The sequence below is a fragment of the Nocardia sp. IFM 10818 genome (genome assembly GCF_054655275.1).
This window is the reverse complement of sequence record NZ_BAAHJH010000001.1, coordinates 2,167,161-2,180,449: the sequence shown is the minus strand read 5'-3', so window position 1 is coordinate 2,180,449 and position 13,289 is coordinate 2,167,161. Positions and strand designations below refer to the sequence as shown.

The 13,289-nt window shown below is 68.1% G+C and carries 15 protein-coding genes; 8 read left to right on the top strand and 7 right to left on the bottom strand.

Features of this window, described 5'->3' with window-relative positions:
* Nucleotides 1-32 precede the first annotated feature (32 nt).
* Nucleotides 33-533, bottom strand: coding sequence for a flavin reductase family protein (locus ACYQ5L_RS09750; protein ID WP_459957051.1), 501 nt, complete (start codon nucleotides 531-533; stop codon nucleotides 33-35).
* Nucleotides 534-767: 234 nt separating this feature from the next.
* Here ACYQ5L_RS09750 and ACYQ5L_RS09745 point away from each other — a divergent pair, with 234 nt between their 5' ends.
* The 5 genes from ACYQ5L_RS09745 to ACYQ5L_RS09725 all read left to right on the top strand — a co-directional run bounded on the left by ACYQ5L_RS09745 (nucleotide 768) and on the right by ACYQ5L_RS09725 (nucleotide 5,354).
* Entirely contained in the window at nucleotides 768-1,601 is an 834-nt protein-coding gene (locus ACYQ5L_RS09745; RefSeq protein ID WP_459957050.1) for an IclR family transcriptional regulator, read from the top strand.
* 52 nt (nucleotides 1,602-1,653) lie between these two features.
* A complete protein-coding gene (locus tag ACYQ5L_RS09740) occupies nucleotides 1,654-2,286 on the top strand; it encodes a PadR family transcriptional regulator (protein ID WP_459957049.1) in 633 nt (210 codons plus the stop codon).
* A 102-nt stretch (nucleotides 2,287-2,388) separates the two neighbouring features.
* Nucleotides 2,389-4,104 carry an MFS transporter gene (locus ACYQ5L_RS09735; protein ID WP_459957048.1) on the top strand — a complete coding sequence of 572 codons (1,716 nt, stop codon included), beginning with the start codon at nucleotides 2,389-2,391 and terminating at the stop codon, nucleotides 4,102-4,104.
* 89 nt (nucleotides 4,105-4,193) lie between these two features.
* Nucleotides 4,194-4,715 (top strand): DinB family protein, encoded by a 522-nt coding sequence (locus ACYQ5L_RS09730; protein ID WP_459957047.1) that lies wholly within the window; start codon nucleotides 4,194-4,196, stop codon nucleotides 4,713-4,715.
* Nucleotides 4,716-4,793: 78 nt separating this feature from the next.
* Nucleotides 4,794-5,354, top strand: coding sequence for an EF-hand domain-containing protein (locus ACYQ5L_RS09725; protein WP_459957046.1), 561 nt, complete (start codon nucleotides 4,794-4,796; stop codon nucleotides 5,352-5,354).
* Between the two features lie 3 nt (nucleotides 5,355-5,357).
* Here ACYQ5L_RS09725 and ACYQ5L_RS09720 read toward each other — a convergent pair whose 3' ends face one another.
* Nucleotides 5,358-7,664 carry a LuxR C-terminal-related transcriptional regulator gene (locus ACYQ5L_RS09720; RefSeq protein ID WP_459957045.1) on the bottom strand — a complete coding sequence of 769 codons (2,307 nt, stop codon included), beginning with the start codon at nucleotides 7,662-7,664 and terminating at the stop codon, nucleotides 5,358-5,360.
* A gap of 215 nt (nucleotides 7,665-7,879) precedes the next feature.
* Here ACYQ5L_RS09720 and ACYQ5L_RS09715 point away from each other — a divergent pair, with 215 nt between their 5' ends.
* The gene (locus tag ACYQ5L_RS09715) at nucleotides 7,880-8,245 is read left to right on the top strand and encodes an MmcQ/YjbR family DNA-binding protein (protein WP_459963377.1); all 366 of its coding nucleotides are present in this window, start codon (nucleotides 7,880-7,882) and stop codon (nucleotides 8,243-8,245) included.
* A gap of 7 nt (nucleotides 8,246-8,252) precedes the next feature.
* On the opposite strand, the gene ACYQ5L_RS09710 is transcribed toward ACYQ5L_RS09715, so the two are convergent.
* The 4 genes from ACYQ5L_RS09710 to ACYQ5L_RS09695 are packed head-to-tail and all read right to left on the bottom strand — an operon-like array spanning nucleotide 8,253 to nucleotide 10,701.
* Nucleotides 8,253-8,456, bottom strand: a complete 204-nt coding sequence (locus tag ACYQ5L_RS09710; protein ID WP_459957044.1) for a DUF5988 family protein — start codon at nucleotides 8,454-8,456, stop codon at nucleotides 8,253-8,255.
* Nucleotides 8,457-8,489: 33 nt separating this feature from the next.
* Nucleotides 8,490-9,395, bottom strand: coding sequence for an alpha/beta hydrolase fold domain-containing protein (locus tag ACYQ5L_RS09705; protein ID WP_459957043.1), 906 nt, complete (start codon nucleotides 9,393-9,395; stop codon nucleotides 8,490-8,492).
* Nucleotides 9,396-9,440: 45 nt separating this feature from the next.
* Nucleotides 9,441-10,271 carry an NmrA family NAD(P)-binding protein gene (locus ACYQ5L_RS09700; RefSeq protein WP_459957042.1) on the bottom strand — a complete coding sequence of 277 codons (831 nt, stop codon included), beginning with the start codon at nucleotides 10,269-10,271 and terminating at the stop codon, nucleotides 9,441-9,443.
* Nucleotides 10,264-10,701, bottom strand: a complete 438-nt coding sequence (locus tag ACYQ5L_RS09695) for a nuclear transport factor 2 family protein (protein WP_459957041.1) — start codon at nucleotides 10,699-10,701, stop codon at nucleotides 10,264-10,266. The genes ACYQ5L_RS09700 and ACYQ5L_RS09695 overlap by 8 nt, the downstream gene beginning before the upstream one ends.
* Nucleotides 10,702-10,793: 92 nt before the next feature.
* On the opposite strand from ACYQ5L_RS09695, the gene ACYQ5L_RS09690 reads away from it, so the two are divergent.
* Nucleotides 10,794-11,402, top strand: coding sequence for a TetR/AcrR family transcriptional regulator (locus ACYQ5L_RS09690; RefSeq protein WP_459957040.1), 609 nt, complete (start codon nucleotides 10,794-10,796; stop codon nucleotides 11,400-11,402).
* On the opposite strand, the gene ACYQ5L_RS09685 is transcribed toward ACYQ5L_RS09690, so the two are convergent.
* A complete protein-coding gene (locus tag ACYQ5L_RS09685) occupies nucleotides 11,362-12,597 on the bottom strand; it encodes a bifunctional 3,4-dihydroxy-2-butanone-4-phosphate synthase/GTP cyclohydrolase II (RefSeq protein ID WP_459963376.1) in 1,236 nt (411 codons plus the stop codon). The two genes, ACYQ5L_RS09690 and ACYQ5L_RS09685, sit on opposite strands and share 41 nt — an antisense overlap.
* 121 nt (nucleotides 12,598-12,718) lie before the next feature.
* On the opposite strand from ACYQ5L_RS09685, the gene ACYQ5L_RS09680 reads away from it, so the two are divergent.
* Nucleotides 12,719-13,264 carry a hypothetical protein gene (locus tag ACYQ5L_RS09680; protein WP_459957039.1) on the top strand — a complete coding sequence of 182 codons (546 nt, stop codon included), beginning with the start codon at nucleotides 12,719-12,721 and terminating at the stop codon, nucleotides 13,262-13,264.
* Nucleotides 13,265-13,289 lie beyond the last annotated feature (25 nt).

The following is a 13,289-nucleotide window of genomic DNA, read 5'->3' as shown; positions in this document are numbered from 1 at the left end:
CGACAACGGCTGTCCCACTGGCCGGGAGGTAGCTACTGGTGTGCGAGACGGCCGAAGGCGGCGCGGTAGAAGAGCAGCGGATTCGCCTCGGAATGCTCGTTCAGGCCGGTCACGCGGGCGATGACGATGGTGTGGTCGCCGCCGTCGACCTCGTCGTGCAGCGCGCAGTCGATGGAAGCCAGGGCTCCGGTCAGCCGCGGCGAGCCGTTCCGCGACGCGGTCCAGTCCACGCCCGCGAACTTGTCCGGTCCCGGGCGGCCGAGCCGGCGGCAGATATCGGTCTGATGGTCGGCCAGGATATTCACGCAGAACACACCGGCGCCGCGGATGCGCGGCCAGGTCGTCGAGGTCCGGGCCGGGAAGAAGCTCACCAGCGGCGGCTCGAGGGACAGCGCGGCGAAGGACTGGCAGGCGAATCCGACCGGTTCTCCCCGGTCGAGGGCGGTGATCACGGTGACTCCGGAAGCGAACCGTCCGAGCACCGCCTTGAAGGCGGCCGGATCGATTCCCGGGGACGTCAGCACCGGTTCCACGGCGCCTCCTTTATTTCGGTTCGAAATATAGCTGTCAGTCATGACAGCAGGTCGGCGCGGGGAGCGGTCAATATCGTGGTTCGGTCACCGAGACACGGATACGTGATTTATACGTAGTTCTCCCGATTCCTACGGATGTGGCCCAGGGCACTGTGATGGGTAGCACAAGGTCCGAAACCGGCACATGCCTAATCGGAATACTCCTAGACTGGACGCCGACCAACGGAGGTACCAATGTCCGTCGCCCTGATGCCTTCCGCGGAAGCTCGAGTCACCCACAACCCCATGCGCGCCAAGGATTCTCGCCCCAGCGCCGAAGTCCCGGTCTCGATGATCGAGCGCATGACGCTGATCCTGGACGCCTTCGACGCCTCCACGCCCACCCTCACCCTGCTCGGCCTGGTCGAGCGCACCGGGCTGCCGCGCTCGACCGTGCACCGCATCCTCGATCAGATGATCAAGCTGCGCTGGCTGGCACACACCTCCGGCGGCTACCGGCTGGGCATGCGCGCCCTCGAGCTCGGCGGACTCACCGCCGATCACAATGAGATTCGCGATGCGGTCAGCCCGCTGCTGCACGAGCTGAGCCAGCGCACCGGCATGGTCGGCCACCTCGCGGTGCTCGACGGGCGCGATGTGGTCTACCTGGACAAGGCCGGCGGCCGCTTCGCCGCCAGCCTGCCCACCCGCCTCGGCGGCCGGATGCCCGCGCACGCAACGGGTGTCGGCAAGGCCATGCTGGCCTGTCTGGAGCCCAATATCGCCGAGGCCGCGCTGCGCGCCCGGTTGCCGCGGCTGACCCCGCGCACCATCTGCGAGCCCGAGGCGCTGGCCCGCGAACTCCAGCAGATCCGCATGCGCCAGGGCGTGGCCATCGACCGGGAAGAGGCCGTGGTCGGAATCGCCTGTGTCGCAGCGCCACTGCGGGGCCGCGGCACCGCCCCGGCCGCGCTGTCGCTATCCGGCCGCGCCGACGGCATGAGCTTCGATCGGCTGGCCCGCGTGGTGCTGGAAGTGGCGCACGAGGCCGGTCGCACACTGTTCCCGCGCCGGGCCCACTGGCGCTGAACCGGACCAGGACAGGGAAGGCGGGCCCGTGCGGGGGCGATACAGTTCGACAATGACCGACCCCGGCGAGGAAGAGCCGGCGATTCCGGAGCTGCCCACCACCGCGTGGGCCGTGCTCGGAATGCTCTCGCACGCAGACGAACTCTCCGGGTACGACCTGAAGAAGTGGGCGGACTGGAGTCTGCAGTTCTTCTACTGGTCGCCGTCGTTCAGCCAGATCTACGCCGAGCTGAAGCGGTTGGAGAAGCATGGATTCGCGACCTCGCGGACGGTGGTCTCCGAGGACGGCATGCGCGGAAAGCGTATGTACGCCATCACCGACAGCGGACGGGAAGCCGCGGCGTACTGGGTGAACCACTCCCCCGTCGAAGCGCCCGTGCTCAAGCACAGCGTGATGCTGCGGGCCTGGCTCGGCCATCTCGCGCAGCCGGAGCGCATGCGCGAAATATTGCACCAGCACATCGATTACGCGGAAACCATGCGCCGCCGGGCCCAGGCCGATGCCGAGGGCGCGGACGCCAATCCGGAGTGGGCGTATCCGAGCGCGGTATTGCGCTGGTGCGTCAAGCATTACGAGGCGGAGCGGGAATTCGCCGAGGATCTGCTGGCTGACCTCGACAAACTGGCGAGTAAGCGTAGCCGCCGAAAAGGTACGGGGAAGCAGAATTCCGAAGAGTCCCACTGAACGGACGCGCGCGCCAACTGAACGGACCTGGTGATAGGCGGCGGGTATTCGCCGTGACACGTTTCACATCTACGTGTTACCTACCCACCTGGAGGACGCCTCATGTCCACCTCCGTCGAAACCGCTGCGCCCCCGGATGCCGCTGACGACACCGGCCGCCTCGATGGAGCGTCGAAGCTTCGGATCTTCTCCGTCCTGGCGGTGATCGTCCTCTTCACCGAAGTCGCGCCCATGCAATACGTCATGGTCTCGGCCGCCCTGCGCCAGATCGCGCCCACCTTCCCCAGCCAGGGCGCGAATATCAACTGGGCCATCATCATCTTCGGCGTCGTCGGCGCCGCCACCTCCCCGCTCATCGGCAAGCTGAGCGATATCTGGGGCAAGAAGAAGATGTTCCTCACCTGCGGCGCGCTGTTCCTGATCGGCTGCGTCATCTGCGCGGTCACCGGCAACTGGCTGCTGTTCCTGGTGGGCCGCGGCCTGCAGGCGACGGCCATCGCGACCGCGGTCATCTCCTACGGCCTCATCCGAGACCTGATGCCGCGGCGGCTGGTTCCGGTCGGCCTGGGCATCGCGGCCACCGGTCTGGGCGTCTCCGCGCTCGCGGGCCCGCTGCTGGGCGGGTTCATCGTGGAGCACTACAGCTGGCGCGCCATCTTCTGGGCGCTGGCGGCGTTCACCGTGGTCATGATCCCGCTCGTCGTGCTGATCGTGCCGGAATCCCGGCTGCGCGTACCGCAGCGGCTCGATCTGATCGGCGCGGCGCTGCTCGGCACGGGTCTGGTCCTCACCCTGGTGTACCTGGACAACGGCCAGCACTGGGGCTGGACCGAGCCCGCCACGCTGGCGTGGCTCATCGGCGGCGGGATCCTGCTGGCGCTGTTCCCGATCGTGGAAACGCGTGTGCGCGAACCGATCATGGATATGAAGCTGCTCATCACGCCGCGCGTGAGCGTGGTGCTGTTCATCGCGCTGCTGGCCTCGTTCACCATCGGCTTCCAGTCCTATGCCATCGGCTACTGGTCGCAGTCCCCGTCGGCCGCCACGGTCGTCGCCGAGGTCGAGTCCGCCACGTGGACCGAGGTGAAGGCCGGAGCCCTGCACGCCGCCCAGGCCCAGGCGGAGGCGCAGGCCAAGGCGGCGCTGCCGCCGGGCGTCGAACTGCCGCCGGGCGCGGTGGTGGTCCCCGAAGAGATGGTCTACGCCCAACTGCCGCCGGATATGGTTCGCGCGGAACTGAATCCGGGCTACAGCTACGGCGACGGCTTCAGCCTCCTGAAGTTCGCGACCCACATCGCCCTGGCCCAAGCCGTCATCGCCATGATCCTCGGCTTCCTCGGCGGCCTCTGGATCCGCCGCTCCGGCGCCCGCGCCCCCTTGATCCTGGCCCTGGTCATCTTCATCGCCTCCTCCATCGCCTACGCCCTGACCTCGCACACCTGGCTGACGCTGGCCCTGATCAGCGCGGTCTTCGGCATCGCCTTCGGCCTCTACTACGCGGCGACGCCCAACCTCATAGTCGAGGCCGTCCCCGCCGAACAACAGGGCATCAGCGCCGGCATGCTCGGCGTCATGCAAGCCATGGGCGTGGCGATCGGATTGGCGGTCGCCACCGCCTTCCTCAACGCCAACCCGGTACGCGTGGACGTCTCCGTCACCGGCGCACCCACGGTCACCAAGGACGTGCCACTGCTCTACACCGACAAGGGCTACGAGATCAGCTTCTACTTCGTGGCGGCCGCCGCGGTCGTGGCCCTGATCGGCGCGGTCCTCATGAAGCACGGCCGCACCCCCGCCACCGGCGGCACGGCGCACTGAATCACAACCGAACAGCGAGCAACGGCCCGGGACGCCGGTCCCGGGCCGTTGGCACGTCCTCGCGGCGGCACCGGCGGTAACCTCCGGTAATGACCTGGACCGCACCCGAAATCGACCGCACCCCTTTGCTGTACGTCGGCGACGAGCGACCCATGCTGCAATCCTTCCTCGACGACTACCGCGCAATCCTGCTCCGGAAATGCCAGGGCCTCACCGGTGTTCAGCTCGCGAACCGCAGCGTCGAGCCGTCCTCGCTATCGCTGCTCGGACTGATCCGGCATATGACCGATGTCGAACGCGGCTGGTTCCGCAAGCGCGCCGCCGGCGAGGATATTCCGTGGATCCACATCTCGAAGACGAACCCGGACACCGACTTCGACGACGTGGTTCCCGAGGACGCCGAGGCCGAGCTCGCCCGGTACCGCGACGAGATCGCCTTGTGCGACAAGGCCGCCGCCGCCCTTCCGCTCGATCACACCTTCGTGCATCCCCGCACCGGTAAGACCATCTCGCTGCGCTGGGTCTACCTGCACATGATCGAGGAGTACGCCCGTCACTGCGGCCACGCCGATTTCCTCCGCGAGCGCATCGACGGCGCCACCGGGAATTGATCGCACCGGTCGGTTCGGCCGTTGTGGAATGTTTCGCGAAACGATTGTGTCGCAGCGGAACCGGCCCACACTGAGGTCATGGAAATCAGTGACTTTCTACGCCGCAAGCTAGCTCGTCGTTTCCAGACCTTCGACTTCGACGGCGACGGCCGCATCGAACGCTCGGACTTCGAGTCCTCCGCCGCCCGCCTGGCCGATGAATTCGGCCATGGGCCCGACTCGCCCGCCCGCAAACAACTCCTGGAGCTGAGCCTCGGCCTCTGGGACCATCTGGCCGAAGCCGCCGACGCCGACCGCGACGGCTCCATCTCCCTGCCCGAATACCAGCGCGCCTTCGCCGACGGCCTGCTCGTCACCGAGGAGTCCTTCGAGCAGGGCTACCGCCCCTTCCTGCAGGCCATCATGGATATCGCCGACACCGATGGCGACGGTGCTCTCGATATGAGCGAACACATCCGCTGGACGGGCGCCCTCATGAACCTGCCCGCCCCCGACGCCGTCGAAATCTTCACCCGCCTCGATGCGAACGGCGACGGCCGCATCACCGTCGAGGAGCTACTACGAGCGATCCACGACTACTACTTCGGCGAAGACCCGCAGGGCGTGGGCAGCTGGCTGCTCGGCAAGCTGCCGGACTGAACCTCACAGGTCGTGCCGATGCACCCAGGCGGCGATCTGGGTGCGGGAGGTGAAGCCGAGTTTGGTGAGGATGTGCTCGACGTGGGTCTCCGCGGTGCGCACCGAGATCACCAGGTCGGCGGCTATGCGCTTATTGCTGTGGCCCGCGGCGACCAGGCGGGCCACATCCTTTTCGCGGCGAGTGAGGACATTGGTCTCGGTCGCTGCGGCCGGGGATTTGCGGGCGGGGCGTTTCGCGGCGGGAGGCTCCGGCTCGGGCGGGAGCTGGGCGGGGGTGCGGCCCAGCGCGTAGTCGATGGCTTCCTCCAGGCGCATATTCGCGCCCGCGCCGAACGCCGCCCGGAAAGCCTCGTCGCCCAGGGCCTCCCGGACCTCGCGGCGTTCCTTGTCGCCGATGGCGGTGGTGATGGTGTGCGCCAGGCGGATGGTGCTGCGCTGCAAGGTTTCCGCCGCACCGAGCAGGCGGGCGGCGCGTTCGTGGTCGCCGCGGGCGGACACCGTCCAGGCCAGGCCCTCGAAGGCCGAGGACAGCCAGATGCAGCGTTCGAACAGGGCCAGCTGTTCTATTGCGCGGCTGTGGAATTCGGCTGCCTCGTCCAGGTTTCCGCGCCGCCAGTGATCGATGCCGACGGTCCACAGGGCCAACCCGCCCAGCAGGTGCGAACCGCTGGCCGTGGTGAGTTCCAGGAAGCGCTGCGCCAGCTCCGTCCGCCCGGGCGCGCCCAGCACCATGGCGCACATGAAAGCGAAGGCGTGACTGTCCATTTCGATGGCGGGCTGCCGATGGGCGGCGGCCAGGTCGATGCCCCTGCGCGCCAGCTCGAGCGAACGCTCCCGGTCGCCCTGAGAGAAGGCCAGCAGCGACTGATCCAGCGCAACCTCCGGCAGGATGTCGGTGATTTCCAGCGTCGCGATCATTTCCAGGCATTCGGACACCAGGATCGCCGCCGCTTCCCAATCGCCCAGCAGCGCCGACAGCGATGCGGCCGAGGACAAACCCCGCGCCCGCGCCAGGCTCGGCTCCGGATTGCGGGTCAATGCTTCGGACAGCCAGCGGAAGCCCTCGGACAGGAACCGGTGGTGCTCCCAGAACGGCCGCAGCACGCTGACCGTCTCCATGGTCTCCAGCGGCTCGTCATCGAGCCCGGAGCGCAGGGCCGCACGGAGATTCGCGTGCTCGCGGCTCAGGTCCCGGAACCAGACCACGTCCTCGGCGGTCCAGTACGCGGTCTGTCCGCGCATGGCCAGCCGCCGGTAGTGGGCGCGATGCCGGGCCCGCGCCTCCTTGTCCGCACCGCGTTCGGTGAGCCGGTCCGCGGCGAACTGCCGGATCGGCTCCAGCATCGAATACCGCGCCGCGTCACCGTCGTAGCGCAGCATGACCACCGATTTGTCCACCAGACCGGTGAGCGCGTCGATGAGCGATCCGCCGCCCAGCTCGCACACCGATTCCGCGGCGTCGATGTCGAAGCCGCCCGCGAACACCGAAAGCTGTTCCCACAGCCGCTGTTCCGCGGGCGTGCACAGATCGTAGCTCCAGCGGATGGCGCCCTCGATGGTCTGCTGCCGCTGCGGCGCGGTGCGCGGACCGGCCTTGAGCAGGCCCATGGTGTCGTCGAGACGGTCGACGATCTGTTCCGGGGTGAACATGCGCAGCCGCAGCGCCGCCAGTTCGAGGGCCAGCGGCATGCCTTCGAGCCGACGGCAGATCTCGGCGAGCACAGGCAGATTGGCGGGCGTCGCCCGGAAGCCGGGATTGGCGGCCGCAGCGCGTTCGACGAACAGTTGCAGCGCATCGCTGTCGGCGGCGGTATCGGGTTCGGGCACCGCCAGCGGCGGCACCGGCATCACCTGCTCGCCGGGAATGCCGAGCACCTCGCGGCTGGTGGCCAGCACCCGCACATCCGGCGTGGTGGCGATGATCCGCCCGACCAGCGCGGCGCACGCCTCGATGAGGTGTTCGCAGTTGTCCAGGATCAGCAGCAGCCGCTTGTTCTCCAGGAATTCGGTGAGCCGCGGCAGGGGCGCGGTGGTCTCGTCGCGCAGGTTCAGCGCTTCGGCGACGGTGAGCGTCACCAGTTCCGGATCGTGCAGTTCGGCCAGCTCGACCAGCCAGACCCCATCCGGGAAGGCCCGCGCCACGAGCTGGCCGATCTGCCGGGACAGCCGGGTCTTGCCCATTCCACCCGGTCCCAACAGGGTCAGCACCCGGGTGGTGGGCAGTAATCGCTTGGCGGTGGCCAGGTCCTCGCGACGGCCGACGAAACTGGTGACCTCCTCCGGAAGGTTGCCTGGGACACGCCGCGCCATGCGCACCAACCTATGCGATCGCGCCCGGAGCGGGCCAGCGCCGGGCTCATAAATCCAGCTCGAAGGGTGTCTGGTAAGCCCGGTTCCAGCGCCGCATGGGCCGCGTGAGTCATGCACTTCGGGCATGGCTCGGCGACCACCGGAATACACTCGATGCCGTGCCCAGCGGAAGGCGCAGAGCCCGCGTCGAGGACGTGCACGAGCTGGCCAAGGCCATGCCGCACGTCACCGTCGAGTACGGTCCGGCGGCCGGCAATCCCGTCTACCAGGTGGGCCGCAAGTCGTTCATCTTCTTCCGCACCCCGCGCCCGGACGCCTTCGATCCCGAGACCGGCGAACGCTATCGGGATGTCATCGTCTTCTGGGTCCCCTCGGAGTCGGACAAGCTGGCCCTGGTCCAGGATCCGGATTCCCCCTTCTTCACCACCGGGCACTTCGACGGCCATCTCTCGGTCCTCGTGCGCGCCTCCCGCCTGCCCGAGCTCACCCTGGCCGAACTCACCGAGGTGGTGCAGGACGCATGGCTGTCCCGCGCCTCGGCCACCCGGGCCCGCCGCTGGCTCGCGGAGCATCCCACCTGACGGCGCCCTATTCGGCGACCGCCGTGCGCCCGGTCCACTCGTACACCGGCAGCTTGCCATCCGCCGTGATCTGATGCCGCTCAGTGGCTTTGAAATGTTCGTACCCGCCGCGGAAGGGGATCTTGAGCTCCGCGTCCGGCGCCGAAATCGAAACGACCCGTTCGGTGAGCCCGCTGGGTCCTCCCTGGAGAAAACCTTTGCGATCGTTCATATTCCGATTATGGGACGCGATCCGCGCCGCCAACTACGGTTCGGCCAGAGCTGCACGTAGTCGTTCGACAATCACCCCGCGCGCGCTGCGTCCCTCGGGCGCGGGCGTCAGCGGATACACGTGCACCAGCCCGTTCCCCTCGTGAAAGTCGACCTCCACCCCGGCCGCCCGCGCTTTCTCCGCGAGCAGCAGCCCATCCGGGTATCCGATATCGCGCGTCCCGTAGAACACGGTCAACGGCCCGAGCCCGTGCATCTCGGCCGCGAGCGGACTCACCCGCGGATCCGACAGCGGCAGCTTCCCCCGCCACAGCTCGATGAACACCCGCGTCCCCTCCTTACCGAGCCACGGGTCCGACGGCTGCACCGCATCCATCTCCGGATTGCTCAGCGACAGGTCCAGCGCGGGCGAGATGAGCACCGTGCGCGGTACCGTCACCCGCTGCTCATCGCGCAACACCACGGCCGTCGACAAAGCGATCTGCCCGCCCGCGGAGTCCCCGCCGAGGCACACCGTCCCGTAGCGAGACCGGTTGGCCAGCACCAGATCCGCCATTCCCGCGATGACCTCTTCCGCGGTCCCGAACGGCACCAGCGGATAGATCGGCACCGTCACCGTCGTGCCCGCTCCCGCCGCGATCTCCGCGGCCAGCGCCCAATGCTGCGGCGCGATCTCATTGACCCACCCGCCGCCGTGCGCATAGATCAGATTGCCCTGCACCCGCCCGGTCCGCGGCACCACCGTGTACACCGGCCACCCTTGATCCCGGCTGACGGAGATCGCCACATCCGCCCGCAGCCTGCGCGGCGGCCCGTACGGCTGCGGCCGAAGCGTGCGCTCCCGCACATGCTTCCGCGCATTCTCGGCGCTGACGAAGGCTCGATTGGCGCGGGCGACCCGCAGGTAACCGGGAACGATGCGGCTGACGAGGCTCGGCACGATCTCGACCCTACTGCCGGATTCCGGCCGCATGGAGCGAACCGATCAACGGTCGCGCAACTCCTCGGCCACGAACTCGGCGAAGTCGCGCGGCGGCCGGCCGGTGAGCCGCTCGACGGCATCGGTGACGCGGTCTTCCGCGCCGGCGGCGATCCCCTCGTCGAGTCCGGCGAGCATGGCCGCGAAATCGGCGGGCAGTCCGTTCCCGATCCAGTGATCGGTGAGTTCGGCAGCGCTGACCGGGCGGTGGACCACTGCTCGCCCGGTGCTTCCGGTGATGATCGCGGCTGCCTCCGCATAGCTGATCGCCCGCGGTCCGGTGAGGAGATGTTCGGTGTCGTGGGCGTTCTCATCGATCAGGGCGCGGACCGCGACCGCGGCGATATCGGCGGCATCGATGAAGGCGACCCTGCCGTCGCCGGTCGCGGTCACCAGTTCCCCCGCGCGAACCCCCGCGGCGAGCGCATGCTCGCCGGTGAAGTTCTGCATGAACCAGGACGGTCGCAGCACCGCCCATTCGGGCATGAGTTCCCGCACCAGCCGAGAGATTCCGCCCATCCCGCTGTCCGCCGCCGGCACCGCCGAGGATCCGAGTGCGACCACTCGCCGCACGCCGTGCCGCAGCGCCGTGCGCAGGAACGGCTCGACCAGCGAAACCGGATCGTGCACGCCGACCGGCGCGACCAGGTAGACAGCCGAAACCGACTGCAGCGCACGGTCATGGCTGTCGCTGTCGAGCCAATCGAACCGGACCCGGAACGGATCGGCGCCCGGCGACCGCGTCGCGAGCCGGGCCGGGACCCCTTGCCACCGAAGCTGATTCGCGACCCGGCTGCCGGTCGTGCCGGACGAGCCGAGAACCAGCACCTCACGCATCGCGGCCTCCGGTGAACGCGGCCGTCAGCGCGTCCGCGCCGCCCATGATCTCGGCCGCCGCCAGCGGACTCCAGTAGTCGCGATAGTTCCGGATCGCACCGTCGCGCACGGTGATCACGGCGATGTACCGCATCCGGTACGGCCGCGCGGTGGCGACGACCAGGCCCGCCGCCGCGAATTCGAGGATGACCACCTCCGGATCGGCGGTCTCGTGCACCGCCTTCTCCGGAATCTCGCGGATATCCAGGATGCTCGGGTAGTCCCGCAGATAGCCCGCGATGGCGGCCCGGCCCCGGATCCGTTCCGGATAGCCGGCTGCCGCGAACGGAAACTCCAGTTCGCCGTCCTCGGCCCACAGTCCGGCGAAGCCTGCCATGTCCTTCTCCAGCAGCAGCGCCAGAGCGTGATCGACCAGTTCGCGAGGGTTCAATGGAGGTCCTCCCACAATCGGACGAGACGGTCCCGTCCCGACGCAAGGTTAGACGGGACGGTACCGTATCGTCCACTCGCTATACTCGCCGCATGACACGACGCGCACCCACCGGAGCCGCCGTCCTCCAGCCCGAGGTCACCAGGTCCATTACCGAAGCCGTCCTCGATGAGCTGGCCGAGCAGGGCTACGCGCGCCTGTCCATGGAGGCCGTCGCCAAGCGCGCGGGCGTCGGCAAGAGCGCGCTGTACCGGCGGTGGCCCGCCAAACAGGACATGGTCATCGCCGTCATCTCCGAATTCAGCCTGGATCACGCCGTCGTCGCCGATACCGGATCACTGCGCGAGGACCTCCGCGAGGCCCTCGCCGGTCTCGTGGATTGGCTTACCCACCCACGCTTTTCGCGCATCCTGCCCGATCTGACCGCCGAGGCCGTCCGCAATCCGGTCCTGCGCGCCGCCGTCGAATCCGCGATCGGCAACCCGCGGCGGGCACTCGGGGCCGAACTGCTGCGGCGCGCCGTCGAACGCGGCGAACTCGCCCCCGACGTCGATATCGAACTGGCGCTGGACCTGCTGGCCGCGCCCCTCTACTGGCGACTGTCGGTGCGCGGCGCCGCGCTCGAGCCCGGATACCTCGACGCCCTCACCGAAACCCTGCTCAGAGCCCTCCCGCCGCCACCGGCGCCTCGATCCCGGTGAGCTGATGGCGCATGCGGTCGCGCTTGGTGCGCAGATAGTGGACATTGTGCTCGGTGGGCTTGGCCTGCAACGGGATTCGTGAGAGGACACCGATGCCGTGGGCTTCCAGACCGGCTTGCTTGGCCGGATTGTTGCTGAGCAGCCGGACCGAGGTGACGCCGAGGTCCGCGAGGATCTGGGCAGCGGCGGTATAGCTGCGGGCATCGATGGGCAGGCCGAGTCTGACATTGGCGTCCACGGTGTCGGCGCCGTCGTCCTGGAGTTCGTAGGCGCGCAGCTTGTTCAACAGTCCGATGCCGCGGCCCTCCTGCCCCCGGAGGTAGACGATGACGCCATTACCTTCCGCGGCAACGGCTTCCATGGCGGCATCGAGTTGCTCGCCGCAGTCGCAGCGCAGGGAACCGAAGGCATCGCCGGTGAGGCATTCGGAGTGGACGCGGGCCAGGACATCGGCACCGGCGGGGTCGCCGTAGACCAGGGCCAAATGTTCGGCACCGGAGTGCTCGTCGGCGTAGCCGAGGACGCGGAAGTCCCCGAATCGTGTGGGCAGCCGGGTCTCGACCACGCGGGAGATGCCGTGCTCCAAGGACTTCCGATACTCGATCAGGTCGGCGATGGAGACAATGGGCAGGTCGTGCTCGCGGGCCATGATCAGGAGTTCAGGGAGCCGGGCCATGGAGCCGTCCTCGTTGACGACCTCGGCGATAACCGCGGCGGGCCGCAATCCGGCCAGGCGGGCCAGATCGACCGACGCCTCGGTATGACCGTCACGGCCCAGCACACCGCGCGGATGCGCGCGGAGCGGGAAGACGTGACCGGGCCGCGAGAGCTGGTCCGGAGTGGTCCGGGGATCGGCCAGCAAGCGCATGGTGTGCGCCCGATCGGCGGCCGAAATACCGGTGCTCACACCGGAAATCGCATCCACCGACACGGTGTACGCGGTGCCCTTCGGATCCTGATTGACCGCGGTCATCGGCGGCAGCAACAGCCGATCGAGATCCTCACCGGCCATCGGCACACAGACCACGCCGCTGGTATGGCGAACCATGAACGCGATGTTCTCCCGCGTCGCCTTCTCGGCCGCGAGCACCAGATCGCCTTCGTTCTCGCGATTCTCATCGTCCACCACGAGCACCATCCCGCCGCCCGCAATCGCGGCCACCGCGGTTGCGATCGAGTCGAGTTCACCGGTCATCATCGACCACCTCCTATTTCTAATCGAAATATGAAAGGCGAGGAACAACGAGGTGGGGTCCCGCTCACCGGGCGGGCCGCACGGGATGCGGCCACGGCCCGCATCCGGCACGATGGCCCGGGTGTATGAGACCTACGGCGCTGTGGCGCAGTTGCTGGTTGACGTGGACATGCTCACGGAGGAACAAGCGGGGGAACGGCTGCGAGCGCTCACCTGGCTCGACGATGACGAGCCGGAGGAGATGTCGCCCGAGGACCTCGTCGAGGCGCTGGAGGAACTGGGGGTAGCCGTCATTACGAACTACGACGCCGGCGACAGCCTCGACGAGGGTTATGCGGAATTCTTCGAGAAGGTCGCACGCTTGTTCCCGGGCACGGTCGAGATCAGCGACGTCCGGGTGATCGATGACGAACTGCATTGGGTGTGGAACGGTCAGCCGAACTCCTGGCACACCGAGCACATGTCCGATCGTGTTCTGAACACCTTGACGATGTTCGAGATAATCACCAGCTTGCCGGTGGACGGCGATCGAGAGATTCACCAGGTGGGGTGGCCCGACCACGACCCGAGCACGGACGACTCGGTGTACGTGCTCGCGACGCCCGCTCAGGCGATGGCGCTCGGCGAGGCGTTGGGATTGACTCTCGAAAGCCTTTGGGTGGAATAGCGGTTCGGAGACGACTTCGCACCCG

Bases quoted from the DNA above. Each gene is read 5' to 3' on its own strand.
- ACYQ5L_RS09745 (WP_459957050.1), top strand. From the start codon at position 768: ATGTCCGTCGCCCTGATGCCTTCCGCGGAAGCTCGAGTCACCCACAAC.
- ACYQ5L_RS09740 (WP_459957049.1), top strand. From the start codon at position 1,654: ATGACCGACCCCGGCGAGGAAGAGCCGGCGATTCCGGAGCTGCCCACC.
- ACYQ5L_RS09735 (WP_459957048.1), top strand. From the start codon at position 2,389: ATGTCCACCTCCGTCGAAACCGCTGCGCCCCCGGATGCCGCTGACGAC.
- ACYQ5L_RS09730 (WP_459957047.1), top strand. From the start codon at position 4,194: ATGACCTGGACCGCACCCGAAATCGACCGCACCCCTTTGCTGTACGTC.
- ACYQ5L_RS09725 (WP_459957046.1), top strand. From the start codon at position 4,794: ATGGAAATCAGTGACTTTCTACGCCGCAAGCTAGCTCGTCGTTTCCAG.
- ACYQ5L_RS09720 (WP_459957045.1), bottom strand. From the start codon at position 7,664: ATGGCGCGGCGTGTCCCAGGCAACCTTCCGGAGGAGGTCACCAGTTTC.
- ACYQ5L_RS09715 (WP_459963377.1), top strand. From the start codon at position 7,880: ATGCCGCACGTCACCGTCGAGTACGGTCCGGCGGCCGGCAATCCCGTC.
- ACYQ5L_RS09710 (WP_459957044.1), bottom strand. From the start codon at position 8,456: ATGAACGATCGCAAAGGTTTTCTCCAGGGAGGACCCAGCGGGCTCACC.
- ACYQ5L_RS09700 (WP_459957042.1), bottom strand. From the start codon at position 10,271: ATGCGTGAGGTGCTGGTTCTCGGCTCGTCCGGCACGACCGGCAGCCGG.
- ACYQ5L_RS09690 (WP_459957040.1), top strand. From the start codon at position 10,794: ATGACACGACGCGCACCCACCGGAGCCGCCGTCCTCCAGCCCGAGGTC.
- ACYQ5L_RS09685 (WP_459963376.1), bottom strand. From the start codon at position 12,597: ATGACCGGTGAACTCGACTCGATCGCAACCGCGGTGGCCGCGATTGCG.